Source organism: Rahnella victoriana, assembly GCF_021276285.1.
In the GTDB taxonomy this organism is placed as follows: domain Bacteria; phylum Pseudomonadota; class Gammaproteobacteria; order Enterobacterales; family Enterobacteriaceae; genus Rahnella; species Rahnella victoriana.
In genome coordinates, this window is the sequence record NZ_CP089919.1 from 4,134,459 (window position 1) to 4,149,630 (window position 15,172).

General features: G+C 56.4%; 12 protein-coding genes. 4 read left to right on the forward strand and 8 right to left on the reverse strand.

Features of this window, described 5'->3' with window-relative positions; genetic code table 11:
- The gene (locus J9880_RS19020; RefSeq protein WP_095921918.1) at window positions 1-195 is read right to left on the reverse strand and encodes a YnbE family lipoprotein; all 195 of its coding nucleotides are present in this window, start codon (window positions 193-195) and stop codon (window positions 1-3) included.
- A complete protein-coding gene (locus J9880_RS19025) occupies window positions 192-2,918 on the reverse strand; it encodes a YdbH family protein (RefSeq protein ID WP_232769773.1) in 2,727 nt (908 codons plus the stop codon). The genes J9880_RS19020 and J9880_RS19025 overlap by 4 nt, the downstream gene beginning before the upstream one ends.
- Before the next feature lie 242 nt (window positions 2,919-3,160).
- On the opposite strand from J9880_RS19025, the gene J9880_RS19030 reads away from it, so the two are divergent.
- Window positions 3,161-4,147, forward strand: a complete 987-nt coding sequence (locus J9880_RS19030) for a 2-hydroxyacid dehydrogenase (protein ID WP_232769774.1) — start codon at window positions 3,161-3,163, stop codon at window positions 4,145-4,147.
- Between the two features lie 63 nt (window positions 4,148-4,210).
- Here the strand turns inward: J9880_RS19030 and J9880_RS19035 are convergent, their stop codons facing one another.
- Genes J9880_RS19035 through J9880_RS19055 form a run of 5 tightly spaced genes read right to left on the reverse strand, consistent with a single transcriptional unit; the run spans window position 4,211 to window position 9,336 of the window.
- Window positions 4,211-5,140: a metallophosphoesterase gene (locus J9880_RS19035; protein WP_095921915.1), complete on the reverse strand. Its 930-nt coding sequence runs from the start codon at window positions 5,138-5,140 to the stop codon at window positions 4,211-4,213.
- Window positions 5,141-5,160: 20 nt separating this feature from the next.
- Entirely contained in the window at window positions 5,161-5,976 is an 816-nt protein-coding gene (locus tag J9880_RS19040) for a carbohydrate ABC transporter permease (protein ID WP_232769775.1), read from the reverse strand.
- Window positions 5,973-6,884 carry a carbohydrate ABC transporter permease gene (locus J9880_RS19045; protein WP_095921913.1) on the reverse strand — a complete coding sequence of 304 codons (912 nt, stop codon included), beginning with the start codon at window positions 6,882-6,884 and terminating at the stop codon, window positions 5,973-5,975. The genes J9880_RS19040 and J9880_RS19045 overlap by 4 nt, the downstream gene beginning before the upstream one ends.
- An 8-nt stretch (window positions 6,885-6,892) precedes the next feature.
- Window positions 6,893-8,173, reverse strand: coding sequence for an ABC transporter substrate-binding protein (locus J9880_RS19050; RefSeq protein ID WP_232769776.1), 1,281 nt, complete (start codon window positions 8,171-8,173; stop codon window positions 6,893-6,895).
- A 59-nt stretch (window positions 8,174-8,232) separates the two neighbouring features.
- Window positions 8,233-9,336 (reverse strand): ABC transporter ATP-binding protein, encoded by a 1,104-nt coding sequence (locus tag J9880_RS19055; protein WP_195817057.1) that lies wholly within the window; start codon window positions 9,334-9,336, stop codon window positions 8,233-8,235.
- A 244-nt stretch (window positions 9,337-9,580) separates the two neighbouring features.
- Here J9880_RS19055 and hslJ point away from each other — a divergent pair, with 244 nt between their 5' ends.
- On the forward strand, window positions 9,581-10,003 hold the full coding sequence (gene hslJ / locus J9880_RS19060) for a heat shock protein HslJ (RefSeq protein WP_095921910.1): 423 nt from the start codon (window positions 9,581-9,583) through the stop codon (window positions 10,001-10,003).
- Window positions 10,004-10,047: 44 nt separating this feature from the next.
- Here the strand turns inward: hslJ and J9880_RS19065 are convergent, their stop codons facing one another.
- Window positions 10,048-10,332: a putative hemolysin gene (locus J9880_RS19065; RefSeq protein WP_095921909.1), complete on the reverse strand. Its 285-nt coding sequence runs from the start codon at window positions 10,330-10,332 to the stop codon at window positions 10,048-10,050.
- A 237-nt stretch (window positions 10,333-10,569) separates the two neighbouring features.
- On the opposite strand from J9880_RS19065, the gene J9880_RS19070 reads away from it, so the two are divergent.
- Together J9880_RS19070 and nifJ are read left to right on the forward strand one after the other, a co-directional pair.
- The gene (locus tag J9880_RS19070; protein WP_095921908.1) at window positions 10,570-11,229 is read left to right on the forward strand and encodes an MgtC/SapB family protein; all 660 of its coding nucleotides are present in this window, start codon (window positions 10,570-10,572) and stop codon (window positions 11,227-11,229) included.
- A gap of 241 nt (window positions 11,230-11,470) precedes the next feature.
- A complete protein-coding gene (gene nifJ, locus J9880_RS19075) occupies window positions 11,471-15,001 on the forward strand; it encodes a pyruvate:ferredoxin (flavodoxin) oxidoreductase (protein ID WP_232769777.1) in 3,531 nt (1,176 codons plus the stop codon).
- Window positions 15,002-15,172 lie beyond the last annotated feature (171 nt).

Here is a 15,172-nt window from a genome sequence, read left to right on the forward strand (position 1 = left end):
CTAGAATAAATCGCTCTGATTTTTCAGCAGATTTTCCACGTCTTTATCCACTTTGATATGGATCTCGTGCTCAATTTTCACGTTCATATTGATGGTGATCGGCTCTTTCGGCGCGGCCAGTTCGATACGCGGCACGCAGCCACTGAGCATCATCACACCAAGCGCCACGCACGGGCCGGCAAGTCGCAGTTTCATTGTTCCTTCCTCACTGTTGGATCCTTTTTCTGCCCGGATGTCGCGGGGGTTTTTGACAGCGCATCAGCAGGCAAAGACATCTGCTGTTGCAGCCATTCCTGAAGATTGTCGCCAAAGCGCAAGCTTCGCCACAGCTGGTAGATATTTTCCTCATGGGAATAATTGAGGGCGATTTCACGTTTTACTTTGTCGCCGCCATGCGTGGTGTCGGTGTAGTTCACACCGTCCACTTTGGCATTCATGGTCAGCACACCGAGATTATCCAGGCTCACCAGTGCATCCGAACGGCTGATTTCCAGATAACGCAGCAGGCCAATCACCATGTTGTTGGCAAAATTGCCGCTGGCCATGGCATCCGCAAATTGCGGATCCAGACGCAGCGTCAGGCCGCCGTCATTTTTGATCCAGCCGTTATGGATGATCCATTGCGGGTTTTCCACGTACAGCGGCAGTTCGCCGTAGACGACGCCGGACATCGCCAGTTGTTTCGGTTTCAGCGCCGTGAAGAGTTCGCTGAGGTTGATCTTGTCGAACTTCAGCACCGCCGCGTCGTGCTGCGGCATCCGCAGCGCGGAAAGGCTCAGGTGCCCGCGCAACATATCCACGCCCAGATTACTCAGCGTCAGCGGTGTCTTCTCGCTCCACGGATAATGCCCCTGTAAATCCGCCGTCACGTTCTGCATTTTGACCAGATTGTTCACTTCACCAATGCGCAGTGTGACCGGTTTTTTCACCCCGAGCTGCCAGACCTGATCCTGCAAACGATACGGCAGACTGAAATCCAGCCCTCTCAGATCGCCGTCTTTCATCCAGAAACCGCCGTTTTTCACCACCCAGTGACCACCGGCCACGAAGCCCTGTTCGCGTGCCGCCGAAAATGCCGACTGCGCGTAGAAGGATCCTTCACGTAATTTGATGTTCAGATCCGGCGTCAGCAGCGTCTGGAATGCGGTGAGTTGTTGTTTCGGCCACCAGCCTTCACCGCGCAGACGTTCGCCGTCCCAGCGGCCATTGAGCCGGATCGGGCCAATCGGTTTGGCATCGAGCATACCGCGCATATTGAAACTGTCGGGACTGATGCCCTTCAGTTGTAAGGCCAGGGTGGCGGGCGGCAGATAACCGCCGTTGGCGAGAGCGATTTTTTTCGCCACCAGCCGGATGTCGCCCTTAAATTCGGTCGGCTGTTCCGGGTACTGCTTTTTGAAGCGCGACGCAGGCGGACGCAACCACGCCAGCGGATGTTCCAGCGTCAGGCGTGGCGCATCAACATCCACCAGCCCGTAATGTAGCCGGTCGAATCCGGTCGAGAGCGAATTAAGGGTGATGAGATTATCGTGCCACTGGCCTTTACCGGACATGTCCCAGCGACCGTTCAGCGGCGGCAGATGGCCGTTGCCCCAGTAATTGAAATTCCACAGCCCGACGTCCGGCCAGAAGGCCAGCGATTTACCGCTCAGATGCAGGTCAAACGCGCCCCAGAAACGGTGACGGGCTTTGAGGATCGCCTGCAACGGCCCGCTGACACCTTCTGCCGAGACCCTGACACCCGCCAGCGGCCAGCGCGCATCCGTGATGGTCAGTTCAGGTGTCGGTTTGCCCCACGCCCGCAACAGCGATCCGCTGCGCAGTGAAAGGGTCGGATTGAGCACCGAACCGCTCAGTTGCCCCGGCAGTGACGCACTCAGGGAAGTGGCCTGTAAATTGGCCTGTCCGGTCAGACGGAAACCTAAATCGCTGTCGAGCAGGCCGATACGCCCCGGCCCCAGCGTCAGCACCACATTGGCCTTGCCGTTATGCCCCTGCGTCAGCACGTTCAGCCGCGCCGTGATGCTGGTCTGATCAAACGCAGGCGACCAGTCGCTGAGCGTCAGGTTGATGCCACCGGCCAGCGGCTGTGTGGCATAAGGCCAGCGCCACTGACCCTGGCTAATCTGTAATTCGTTGTTGTTGAGTTTCCATGGCAGCGTGGCAAGCGGCTGTTCGCTGCCCTTCTCCGTCAGGGTTATCACGCCTTCCGTCGCCTGCCAGCTGAGCGTGATGTCCAGAGGTTGCGGCACCTGAGCGGTTTGTATTTCCGCGTGCAGTTCACCGGATTCCGGCAGCATATCGAGCGTCGCGGGCAACAACAGTTTGCCGCTCAGGGTCACCGGCTGTGTGCTGCCCGGTGGCGTCAGGCTGAACGAATGAATCGCCAGCAGACGGTTGCTGTCGAGCACCGCGTCGAGTGTCAGGGATTCACCGTTGAGGGAAAGATGCTGCTGACCGCCGGCATTACTGATCACCAGTTTACCGGCGTAACGCTGCCACGGCGTGACGGAAAGATGATCGATACTGACCGCACCGGCAGGCAGCCTGTGCTGAATATCCGCGAGGGAAAGCGTGGACTGGCTGTCACTTTTCGGCAACTGAGCCAGACAGGCGGTATCGACATTCAGGGCATCGAGTTTCAGCGACCATTGCCCGGAAACCTTGCTGAGGCGGGCATTGCGCGCCGTGGCGAGGGTGCAGTCACCCGCCAGATAGCGCACACCCGGCAGTTGCAACACACCGTGCGACCAGTGTGGCGACCCGGTCAGCACCAGTTGCGTACCGGCAGGCAACCAGTGGCTGGCGACCGGCGGTAACCAGCGCGGCACGGTTTTCCATAACACCCACAACAGCAGCGCTATAATCACCACTATACTCAGGAGTATCTGCGCGCTTTTCTTCAGTCCGTTCCTCATGACGTGCCTTGTCTTATGCTTCACCAAAGTGTCTAACCGCCCGCAAGATATCATAATTAGCGTAACAACTGATGACGGGATTGCCAGAGCCACCCGCCCAAATAGCACAGGAAAAATTGTCTGGCTTCCTGCGCTCTGCTAGTTTGTGTGCATATTGCGAATTGTTTCTGAAACTGTTTAATCCTTATAAAACAGGCGGAAGCCGTTTCGCCAGAGATTCAAACTCACTGCGGAGAAACACCATGAAAGTGGCTGTCTACAGTACTAAAAATTACGACCGGAAATATCTGGAACTGGTCAACGAGCATTATGGCTATGAACTGGAATTTTTCGATTTTCTGCTGAGCCCGCAGACGGCGAAAACGGCGGTGGGAGCAGATGCTGTCTGCCTTTTCGTCAATGACGATGGTGGCCGTGAAGTGTTGCAGGAACTGGCCTCACTCGGCATTAAAACGCTGGCGCTGCGCTGTGCGGGCTTTAACAACGTCGATCTGGACGCTGCAAAAGAGCTGGGAATTTCCGTGGTGCGCGTACCGGCGTATTCGCCGGAAGCCGTGGCGGAACATGCCGTGGGCATGATGATGTGTCTTAACCGTCACATTCATCGCGCTTATCAACGCACCCGTGAAGCTAACTTCTCACTGGAAGGTCTGATCGGTTTTAATATGTATCAGCGCACCGCAGGCATTATCGGTACCGGTAAAATCGGCGTGGCGGCCATGCGTATCCTGAAAGGTTTCGGTATGCGTATTCTGGCGTTTGATCCGTATCCAAGCCCGCTGGCGCTGGAACTCGGTGCCGAATATGTCGATCTGGATACGCTGTATGCAGAGTCCGACGTGATTTCTTTGCACTGCCCGCTGACGCCGGAAAACCACCATCTGCTCAACGCCGAAGCGTTTTCCAAAATGAAAGACGGCGTGATGATTGTGAATACCAGCCGTGGCGCCCTGCTGGATGCCACCGCCGCGATTGATGCGCTGAAAAAGCAAAAAATCGGTGCGCTGGGTATGGATGTTTATGAGAACGAACGCGATTTATTCTTTGAGGACAACTCTAACGAAGTGATCCTGGATGACGTATTCCGCCGCCTGTCATCCTGCCACAACGTGCTGTTCACCGGCCATCAGGCGTTCCTGACCAGTGATGCGCTGACCAGCATTTCAGAAACCACGCTGATGAATATTGATCAGCTGGCGAAAGGCGTCGCCTGCCCGAATATGCTCTGACCTGCTGATCCGCACAGGCTTTCAAGGCTCACTCCGGTGAGCCTTTTTACGTTCTGCAACCGATCAGCGGCTCAGCACCCGGCTGATTTCCGTGCCATAGCCGGTGAGGGTCAGCACATCATCGGCCAGCGTGACGGAGGAAAACGGCAGGCTGCTTTCGCCGTCCACCATGCCTTTCAGGGTAATGAAATCGGTATCCCCGACACGGTCGTAACCGCCACGGTGATCGTGACCGGCAAAATAAGCCCGCACGCGATAGCGGCACAACAACTCCACCAGCGTTTCACAATTCCACAGATTATGGCTGTTGACCGGCGTCAGCGGGTAATGGCCGAACACCAGCACGATCTCGCGCTGCGCACGGGCTTCCCGCAGCTGTTTCTCCAGCCATTTCAGCTGCACCGGCCCGACCGCGCCGTTCCACGGCTGCGCCTGCGGTTGCTGGCATTCGTTCAGTTCATCCAGCATATATTCTGCCATCTGCCGGTCATCCCCATTGGCATGATTGCAATACAGGCTGATGTCGTTGCCGTCGATCACCAGAAAACGGTAGCCCGGCAGGCTGAATGCGTAATAACTTTTCGGTAAACCCAGCGCCGGTGTCTGTGACGCCAGATGCCGGGTAATCACCTCCGCATCGTGATTGCCGATCACTGCCGCGTGCGGATGACGCAAGGCCGCGTAGCGCGATAACACCGGATCAAAACTGCCCCAGTCGCGATCGACCAGATCGCCCAGCGTAACCACAAAATCCAGCTTTGAATCATTCAGCTCAGTAATGGCCGTCGCCAGTTTATTCAGGCTGTTGCGGTAATGGCGCTCTTTCTGGCTGTCCGCATCGGCGTATTGCGGATCGGCAATCAGTCCGAAGCGTAAACGCGCACCGTTCACCAGCGCATCATGCATTTCCGGTGGCTGATATAACGCGCTCACATTGCCGAGCGCCTGTGCCTGTTCGTCAGACAATAAGAGGGATGGCGAGATCACGGTCATAACGTTCTCCTGTCAGGATTTTATCGGATACCTGCCCGCATAAAGGACTGGACAAACTGGCGCTGAAAGATCAGGAACAGCACCAGCAACGGCATCACCGTCATCAGGGTCGCCGCGCTGATCAGCGCCCACTGCACGCCCTGCTCCGGCGCGGAAAACAGTTGCAGCCCGACGGTGACCGGCCGCACGGTCACCGAATCGGTGATCACCAGCGGCCAGAGAAAATCGTTCCAGTGGAAGCTGACGGACACCAGTGCGAACGCGACATACACCGGTTTCGCCAGCGGAATATAAATTTTGCGCAGGATATACAGGCGGCTGGCACCTTCCACAATGGCGGCTTCCTCCAGCACCAGCGGAATACTTTTGAAGGTCTGACGCAGCAGAAAAATGGCAAACGCTGAGGCGAAATACGGCAGCGCGATGCCGGTCAGCGTGTCGCGTAATCCCAGCGCGCCGATGGTTTTGTAATTATTCAGGATCAGCACATCGGGGCTGATCATCAGTTGCAGCAGGATCAGCGCGAAGATCAATCCTGCGCCTTTCAGTTTGAACCGCACCAGCGCATAAGCGGCCAGCGTCGCCAGGATCAGCTGGCAGACCACAATCATCAGCACCAACAGGGTCGTGTTGAGGAAATAGCGGGCAAAGGGTGCCGCCTGCCAGGCATTGATAAAGTTCTGCACGGTCAGCGGTGCAAACAGCGAAAAACTGCCCTGCGCCGACGCCGGGTGGATAGCGATCCAGACCGCCACCAGCACCGGTAACAACCACAGCACCGCCGCCAGCCAGATGGCGAGATCCAGGAACAGACGGCGGTAAGAAAAGGGTTTCACTGATAGTGCGTCCTTTTGTCCAGCAGGTTGAATTTGATCAGCGCGATGGCCGCGAGGATCACCAGCAGCACCACGGTCATCGCCGACGCCGCCGGTAAATCCCAGTAACTGAATGCCGTGCGGTAGATGTAAAACAGCAGCAAGCTGGTGCTGTTGTTCGGGCCGCCGTTGGTCATGGCAATCACCTGATCGACAATCCTGAAGGCGTTCATCGAGGCATTAATCAGCACGAACAAGGTCGTCGGCATCAGTAACGGCCACTGCACGCGCCGGAAGAAATAGCGGCGCGACGCCCCTTCGATGTCTGCCGCTTCGGCCAGTCGCGGATCAATTTGCTGCAATGCGGCAAGATAGAAAATCATGAAGAATCCGGCTTCGCGCCACACCGATACCGCCATCAGGCTGTAAAGCGCCGTACCCGGTTCGCCGAGCCAGTTGACGGCTGGCAGCGAAAACAGCGCCAGCATTTTATTAAGCAAACCCAACTGCGGGGTATAGAAAAACAACCACAGATTGGCAATCGCCACCATCGGCAGCAGTGAAGGGATAAAGAACGCCGCGCGGGTCAGTGCGTTGCCGCGCAGACGGCGGTTCACTGCCAGCGCCATCAGTAAAGCCAGAGCCACCGACAGCGGAATGGTGATCAGGGCGTACAGCAGATTGTTGCGTAACGACAACATAAACACGTCGTCATCCAGCAGCGCCCGGTAATTATCCAGCCCGACAAACTGAGCCGCATGGCCGCTGCGGGCGGCGCTGAACAGGCTTTCCCACACCGTGGCCAGCGCCGGATAGTGGGTAAACAGCAGCAGAAAACTCAGCGCAGGCAGCAGCAACAGATAGCCGTAAAGCTGTAAAGACAACCCGCGTGTGCGGGTGGCCGGAAGGACTGCGTGAAGTGTGCTCATGCCCTTCCTTACTGATAGGGTTTCAGCAGGCGGTCTGCCTGTTTCTGCGCCGAACTCAGCGCCTCGGCAGGCGTTTTCACCTGCGTGACGGCCGCTTCAATCGCGTGGTTCATCAGTTCCTGGATCTGCACGCTGTTGTAGGTCGAAAGTTCCGGCTGAGAATATTTCAGCTGTTCGCGGGCGACCAGCGCCTGCGGAACCTGCTTCACATATTCCTGCATCACCGGGGTTTCCCACGCGGCAGGCGATGTCGCGACATAACCGGTGGCAATGCTCCAGCGCGCCGCCTGTTCAGGTGCGGATACCCAGCGGATAAACTCCAGCGCCGCTTTCTGTTGCGCCGGGGTGGTGTTTTTAAACACGTATAAATTGCCGCCGCCGGTCGGACTGCCGCGCTGCGTTTTCTCCGGCAGCATCGCCACGCCAAACGGGAATTTGGCGTTGTCACGCACCGTCGTCAGGTTACCGGTAGTGGTGACCATCATGGCGGTTTTGCCGTCGATAAAGTCCTGCGGCGTGGTGCCCCAGGCAATGGTGCCTTTCGGTGATACCGCCTCTTTTTGCGCCAGATCCGTCAGCCATTGCAAAGCTTCCACGTTGGCAGGCGTGTCAAAGGTCACCGCCGTCCCTTTTCCGTTATCCAGATGACTGCCGTTGGTGGCCGCAATCCCCTGGAAATTCCAGTAACCGTTCGGCGTGGACGGAATTTCAATGCCCCACTGCTTCACTTCGGATCCTTCACGCACCACTAACTTTTTGCCAAAATCCACCACCTGCTGCCAGCTGGCGGGCGGCGTGTCGCCGTTCAGCCCGGCCTTTTCAAACGCCTGTTTGTTCCAGTACAACACCACGGTCGAACGCTGGAACGGGATGCCCCACACTTTGTCCTGAATGTGACGGATAAACGCCGGATAGAAGCCGTCGATCCACTGCTTACCGTCTGCGTCGTTCGCCAGATCGCTGACCGGCAGAATAGCGCCCGCGTCGATCAGGGAATAAGCCTCGATATCGCCGATCACCGCGATTTGCGGGGCGTTACCGCCACGAAATGCCGTCAGCGCCTTGGTCACCGTCGTGGCGTAATCCCCGGTGTAGACCGGCTGAATACGGATATCCGGATGCGTTTTCTGAAAATCTTCCACCAGCGTATCCACCGTGTGGCTGATTTTTCCGCCGACGGCAATCGGGTAATACATTTGTAATTTCACCGGATCCGCGGCAAAAGCGGAAGTACCGGTAAGCAGCAGAACAGCGCAGGCAAGACGTGAAAAACGGTGAATACGTGACATGGTTTTCCCTTCGGCAATGGAGGTGGTATGAGTCAGTAAAAGTGCAAAACAGCAAAAAACTACACGGCAACCCGTTGCTCTGATGGCAAACAAGTTTGCTCAGCCTGATAACAGCGTTTTCCGTCCGCTGTGTTGAAAAAATATTGCGCGCCCGTGCTCCATTGCAGCCCGACCGTCTGGCCTTCGGCAAAACGCTGCATCCCCGCCACTTTTACCGTCAGCGGTTCCTCATATCCCGGTAACACACAGGCCAGCAGCGTATCGGCCCCCATGTATTCGTGGCTCAGCACCTGCGCGGTCAGGCTGGCGTGTGCGGCAGCCGTCAGCTGAATGTCTTCCGCGCGCAGGCCGAGGCTGAGGGCGTTGCCGTGGACATTTTCCACCACCGGCAGCGGCATGCCGGCCAGAAAGTGATGTTGGCCCTGTTGCGCCAGCGGCAGAATATTCATCGGCGGCGCGCCAATGAATTGCGCGGCGAAAATGCTGGTCGGGTTGTTATAAAGGTTGTCCGGCGTGTCGTGCTGTTCGATGCGGCCATCGTTAAGCAGAATAATTTTGTCCGCCATGCTCATCGCTTCGGTTTGATCATGGGTGACATACAGCAGGGTCAGACCGAGCTTTTTCTGAATCGCACGAATTTCGCGGCGCATGCTCTGGCGCAGCTTGGCGTCCAGATTGGAAAGCGGTTCGTCCATCAGGCACAGTTTATTATTGGCGATCACCGCACGGCCCAGCGCCACGCGCTGTTGCTGCCCGCCGGAAAGCTGCGACGGCTGGCGGTCGAGCAGCGGTTCCAGTTCCATCAGCCTGCTGACGTCCGCCAGTCGCGAGGCAAACAGCCGTTTGTCTTCGCCCCGCGCCCGCAACCCGAAAAGCAGGTTTTCACGGACATTCATGTGCGGGAATAACGCGTAGGACTGAAATACCATCGACAGTTTGCGTTCGCCTGGCGTCAGCGCCGTGACATCGGTGTGCTGAAAACGGAGGGTGCCCTGATCGGCCGTTTCCAGCCCGGCAATAGTGCGCAGCAACGTGGACTTGCCGCAGCCGGACGGCCCCAGCAAGGCAATGAAATCGCCTTCCTGCACATCAAAACTGATGTCGTCGAGCGCCACTTTGTTGCCCCAGGATTTGCGGATGTGATGCAGTGATAGATAGCTCATGCCGCTGTATGTCTCTCTGACCTGTGATGGGCATAACCTAACGGCGTAAAATGACGCTTTTATGATGGGCAGATGACGGGATAAAGATCAGCGATATTTTAAGCGCCTCGCCCTGTGCAGCGGGAGGGCGTTAAGGGCTTAAAATTTCAATTCATTCACGCTATAATGCACCACTAAATATTGCATAAGTCAGTTGAATGTATCGACAGGATGAGTGCTGAAGGAATATTTCTCAGGAGAGAAGATGAAGAAGTCACTGTTTGTTCTGGCCGCCGCTATCACGTTAAGCGCATGCAGCATGAATCAGAATACCGCCATTAAACAAAACGATTTACAGCATCACCGCTTCGAATTGCTGAGTGTGGATGGTCAGACCGTGCCAGCCGCACAGGGGCGCATTCCGGAGATTGAGTTCGGCGCCAACATGCACGTTTCCGGCAAGATGTGTAATAACTTCATGGGTCAGGGCGAGCTGCACAACAATGTGCTGACCGTGAAAGGTCTGGCCTCCACCATGATGATGTGCCCGGATGAGAATCTGAATAAATGGGATCACGTGATCAGCGACGTACTGAACAACGGCGCGGCGCTCAGCTTGCAGGATCGTAAGCTGACCCTGACGCAGGGCAAACATCAGCTGATCTATCGCCAGAAAGACCGGATGTAATCACGGGCTGACCCTGCAAAAAACGCCAGAGATCATTCTGGCGTTTAGCCGGCGGTGCAGCGGCCCTGCATCAGTGCGGCTTCAGAACACTGGCGTCCGTTCGCCATCGAACACATGCCGACGCGGCTGCCATCAAGCTGTGGCGCCAGACGCAATTGCCCGCCCGCCATCGAACAGGCCGCATACGCCGGGCTGTCCATATTCACGGCACGCTGACCGACATTGACGCTGTTGCCTTTTTGCACAACCTCAGCCGGCTCATCGTGGCTGCTGCATGCGGCTAACACCAGTACACCTGCGGCCAGTAACACGCGAAACGCAGTGATCATCTGTCCTGCTCCTGAATATAACGGGGATTTTTTTCGAATCGCCATCATATCCGACGTTTTTCGCCCGCGTCGAGTCCTGCGGTGAAATAACATCAACTTTTTCCTAAAATAATCTCAAATCTAAACACTCAGACACATTTTATTTCGTCCGGTTATTTCTTTGACGAATAAAATTAACCGTTATTAACCTCTTTACCCTCTGTATGACCCGGAAAATATAATGATAAAGGAGCAGACATGCTGACAGATTTTTTACTCCGGATTGCCCTCGCCGGTGCCCTGGGAGGATTAATCGGCATTGAGCGTCAGTTACGCGCCAAAGAAGCCGGATTGCGCACCCATATTCTGGTGGGTATCGGCAGCGCCATGTTTATGATTGTGTCGAAATACGGCTTTGCCGATATTCTGCTGCAAACTCACGTCAGCTTCGACCCCAGCCGCGTGGCGGCACAGGTGGTCAGCGGCATGGGTTTCCTCGGTGCCGGGACGATCATTATTCAGAAACAAATTGTGAAAGGATTAACCACCGCCGCGGGTTTATGGGTGACGGCGGCGATTGGTCTGGTGATTGGCAGCGGGCTGTATCAGATCGGCATTTATGGCGCGTTCATGACCTTAATTGTGCTGGAAGTGTTCCGCCAGATAAGTAATCACTGGGTCGGGCATCATCATTTAATAGAAATCCGGCTGCTGCCGGAAAGCGTGCCGGGCGTGCTGATGGCCTTGCAGAAAATGCGTATCCGCCCCGGTCAGATCAAAATCAATCAGCGCGATGAAGAAGATGAAAGAAAATGCGAACTGGTTCTGGATGTGATCCTGCGGCCGAAACAGAGCGTGGATAAATTGTATGAGGCGCTGATGTCGGTGAAAGGAATAAAAAGAATCGATATTAATTAACCCGTTTTTCCCTTCCCTAATCCGCTGTTTAGCCACCGGCAGAAATCGTTATTTCCCCGGTGGCTAATAATAATCCCAATCTAATCGTTTACAGAGTAACCGCTTAAAATATCAGGCGAAATAGCCCTGCACACAATCAGGATAAATCGATTAATCCGCCCTCTGCTAAGCTTTTATCATTCTTGCCAGCAAAAACACTTTCCTGCTGGCCGCCATTGTGAGCAAAGCAAAAGGATATTCCATGATCACCACTGACGGTAATAACGCAGTCGCTTCCGTGGCTTATCGCACCAACGAAGTGATTGCCATCTACCCGATCACCCCCAGTTCAACCATGGCCGAAATTGCCGGTGCCTGGTCAGGCGAAGGGAAGCAAAATCTGTGGGGCGATGTCCCGACGGTAATGGAAATGCAGTCTGAAGCAGGCGCGATTTCCACCGTCCATGGCGCACTACAGACCGGTGCGTTATCGACGTCGTTTACCTCGTCGCAGGGTCTGCTGCTGATGATCCCGACGCTGTATAAACTGGCCGGTGAACTGACGCCGTTTGTGTTGCATGTGGCGGCGCGTACCGTCGCGACGCACGCCTTGTCGATTTTTGGTGATCATTCCGATGTGATGGCCGTGCGCCAGACCGGTTGCGCCCTGCTCTCTGCCGCCAGCGTGCAGGAAGCGCAGGATTTCGCGCTGATCTCTCAGGTCGCCAGTCTGAACAGCCGCGTGCCGTTTATCCACTTTTTTGACGGCTTCCGTACCTCGCACGAAATCAACAAGATTGCGCCACTCAGCGATGACACGCTCCAGCAGATGTTGCCGCAGGCGCAGATTGACGCGCACCGCGCCCGTGCGCTGTCGCCGGACCATCCGGTGATCCGTGGCACGTCCGCCAACCCTGACACCTATTTCCAGTCGCGTGAGGCCACCAACCCGTATTACAACGCCACCTGCCAGCACGTCATTGACGCCATGGATGCCTTCGCCGCCCTCACCGGCCGCGAATATAAGCCGTTCGAATACGTCGGCGATCCGCAGGCAGAACGGGTGATTGTGCTGATGGGTTCCGGCATCGGCACCGCCGAAGAAGTGATCGACACCCTGAATGCGCGCGGCGAGAAAGTCGGCGTGCTGAAAGTGCGTTTATACCGGCCGTTCAGCGCCGCCCATCTGCTGTCGGTGCTGCCGCAAAGCGTGAAAAGCATCGCGGTGATGGATCGCACCAAAGAGCCGGGCGCGCTGGCCGAACCGTTGTATCTCGACGTGATGACCGCCCTGGCCGAAGCCTACAGCCGTGGCGAACGCGATACGCTGCCGAAAGTGACCGGTGGCCGTTACGGATTATCCTCGAAAGAATTCGGCCCGGACTGCGTGCTTTCGGTGTTCCGCGAGCTGTCGCTGAGCCAGCCGCGTCCGCGCTTTACTGTCGGCATTTATGACGACGTCACCGGTTTGTCATTGCCGGTGGTGGAAGAAGAATTGCCGCAGCACGCGTCGCTCGAAGCCCTGTTTTACGGGCTGGGCAGTGACGGTTCGGTGTCGGCCACCAAAAACAACATCAAGATCATCGGTAACAGCACGCCGATGTACGCGCAGGGTTATTTCGTTTACGACTCCAAAAAGGCCGGTGGCCTGACAGTGTCGCATCTGCGCGTCAGTGAAAAGCCGATCAAATCTGCGTATCTGGTGAGTCAGGCGCACTTTGTCGCCTGTCACCAGTGGCAGTTTATCGATTTATACCAGATGGCCGAACGCCTGCGTCACGGCGGGATTTTCCTGCTCAATACGCCGTTCAGCGCCGCTGAAGTCTGGGAGCGTTTGCCGCTGGAAGTGCAGGCAACCCTGCTTCAGCGCGAGGCACGCTTCTATGTCATTAATGCCGCCAAAATTGCCCGCGAATGTAAACTCGGTGCACGCATTAACACCGTTATGCAGATGGCGTTTTTCCATCTGACACAGATTCTGCCGGGCGATCAGGCACTGACAGAATTACAGGGCGCGATTGCCCGCAGCTACAGCAGTAAAGGCGAGGAACTGGTCACCCGCAACTGGATGGCGCTGGCCGCCACGCTGGAAGAACTGGTGGCGGTACCGCTGCAACCTGTCCCGGAAAATCCGCGTAAACGCCCGCCGATTGTTTCCGACGCGGCACCGGACTTCGTCAAAACCGTCACCGCCACCATGCTGGCGGGTCTTGGCGACGCGCTGCCGGTTTCGGCCTTCCCGCCGGACGGCACCTGGCCGACCGGGACCACGCAGTGGGAAAAACGCAACATTGCCGAAGAAGTCCCCATCTGGAAACCGGATTTGTGTACCCAGTGCAACCACTGTGTCGCTGCCTGTCCGCACTCGGCGATCCGCGCCAAAGTGGTTCAGCCGGAATTTATGGAAAACGCCCCTTCCTCGCTGCAATCGCTGGATGTGAAGTCCCGCGACATGCGCGGTCAGAAGTACGTGTTGCAGGTCGCGCCGGAAGACTGCACCGGCTGTAATTTGTGCGTGGAAGTGTGTCCGGCGAAAGATCGTCAGGATCCTTCCATTAAAGCCATCAACATGGCCGATCGTATCGAACATCTGGAAGAAGAACGCGCCAATTATGACTTCTTCCTCAAATTGCCGGAGATCGATAAAACCACGCTGGAACGCATTGATATCCGCACATCGCAGCTGATCACGCCGTTGTTCGAGTACTCCGGTGCCTGTTCCGGTTGCGGTGAAACGCCTTACATCAAGCTGCTGACGCAGTTGTATGGCGACCGTTTGCTGATCGCTAACGCCACCGGCTGTTCCTCTATTTATGGCGGCAACCTGCCTTCCACGCCGTACACCACCAACGCGGATGGCCGTGGTCCGGCCTGGGCAAACTCACTGTTTGAAGATAATGCCGAGTTCGGGCTGGGCTTCCGCCTGACAGTGGATCAGCATCGCCGCCGGGTATTACGTCTGGTCGCGTCGCTGGAAGAACATATTCCGGCTGACGTGCTGGGCGGTCTGCGTGATGACAGCGCCACGCCGGAAGTGAAACGCGAACATGTCACCGCGCTGCGTAAAATTCTGGCTGAGATCGACACGCCGGATGCCCGTCAGTTAGCCACGGATGCCGATTATCTGGTGGATAAATCCATCTGGCTGATTGGCGGCGACGGCTGGGCATACGACATCGGTTTCGGCGGGTTGGATCACGTGCTGAGTCTGACCGAAAACGTCAACGTGCTGGTGCTCGATACCCAGTGTTATTCCAACACCGGCGGGCAGCAGTCGAAAGCCACCCCGCTGGGTGCGGTGACCAAATTTGCCGAACAGGGTAAACGCAAATCGCGCAAAGATCTGGGTGTCAGCATGATGATGTACGGTCATGTGTATGTGGCACAGATTTCGCTCGGCGCGCAGCTCAACCAGACCGTCAAAGCCATTCAGGAAGCCGAAGCCTATCCGGGACCGTCGCTGATTATCGCCTACAGCCCGTGCGAGGAGCACGGCTATGACCTGGCCCTCAGCCACGATCAGATGAAACAGCTGACTACCACCGGTTTCTGGCCACTATATCGCTTCGATCCGCGTCGCACGGAAGAAGGCAAACCCGCACTGGCGCTGGATTCCAGACCGCCATCCAGCGGACTGACGGATACGCTCAACAATGAGCAACGCTTCAGAAGGCTGAATGCCCAACAGCCGGACGTGGCAGAAATGTTGTATGCCGCAGCGGAGAAAGAATTGCAGGCCAAATATGACTTTTTGGCCATGCTGGCGGGGAAGAAGACCGAACCGGAATCTTGAGTCTTTAAACTGTGGGTTGAGATAAAAACGTGGTCGGCTCCCTCCCCTGCGAAGGGGAGGGTTGGGGTGGGGTATCAGAGACAAATCAAAAAGTTAACCTGAGCTTTGACGGCCGTTTTGTCTGCTAAACCCCCTCCCGGCCTCCCCCTTCGCAGGGGGAGGAGCAAACAA

Coding starts and splice junctions, on each gene's coding strand:
- J9880_RS19025 (WP_232769773.1), bottom strand. CDS start 2,918: ATGAGGAACGGACTGAAGAAAAGCGCGCAGATACTCCTGAGTATAGTG.
- hslJ (WP_095921910.1), top strand. CDS start 9,581: ATGAAGAAGTCACTGTTTGTTCTGGCCGCCGCTATCACGTTAAGCGCA.
- J9880_RS19055 (WP_195817057.1), bottom strand. CDS start 9,336: ATGAGCTATCTATCACTGCATCACATCCGCAAATCCTGGGGCAACAAA.
- J9880_RS19030 (WP_232769774.1), top strand. CDS start 3,161: ATGAAAGTGGCTGTCTACAGTACTAAAAATTACGACCGGAAATATCTG.
- J9880_RS19035 (WP_095921915.1), bottom strand. CDS start 5,140: ATGACCGTGATCTCGCCATCCCTCTTATTGTCTGACGAACAGGCACAG.
- J9880_RS19020 (WP_095921918.1), bottom strand. CDS start 195: ATGAAACTGCGACTTGCCGGCCCGTGCGTGGCGCTTGGTGTGATGATG.
- J9880_RS19050 (WP_232769776.1), bottom strand. CDS start 8,173: ATGTCACGTATTCACCGTTTTTCACGTCTTGCCTGCGCTGTTCTGCTG.
- J9880_RS19065 (WP_095921909.1), bottom strand. CDS start 10,332: ATGATCACTGCGTTTCGCGTGTTACTGGCCGCAGGTGTACTGGTGTTA.
- nifJ (WP_232769777.1), top strand. CDS start 11,471: ATGATCACCACTGACGGTAATAACGCAGTCGCTTCCGTGGCTTATCGC.
- J9880_RS19045 (WP_095921913.1), bottom strand. CDS start 6,884: ATGAGCACACTTCACGCAGTCCTTCCGGCCACCCGCACACGCGGGTTG.
- J9880_RS19070 (WP_095921908.1), top strand. CDS start 10,570: ATGCTGACAGATTTTTTACTCCGGATTGCCCTCGCCGGTGCCCTGGGA.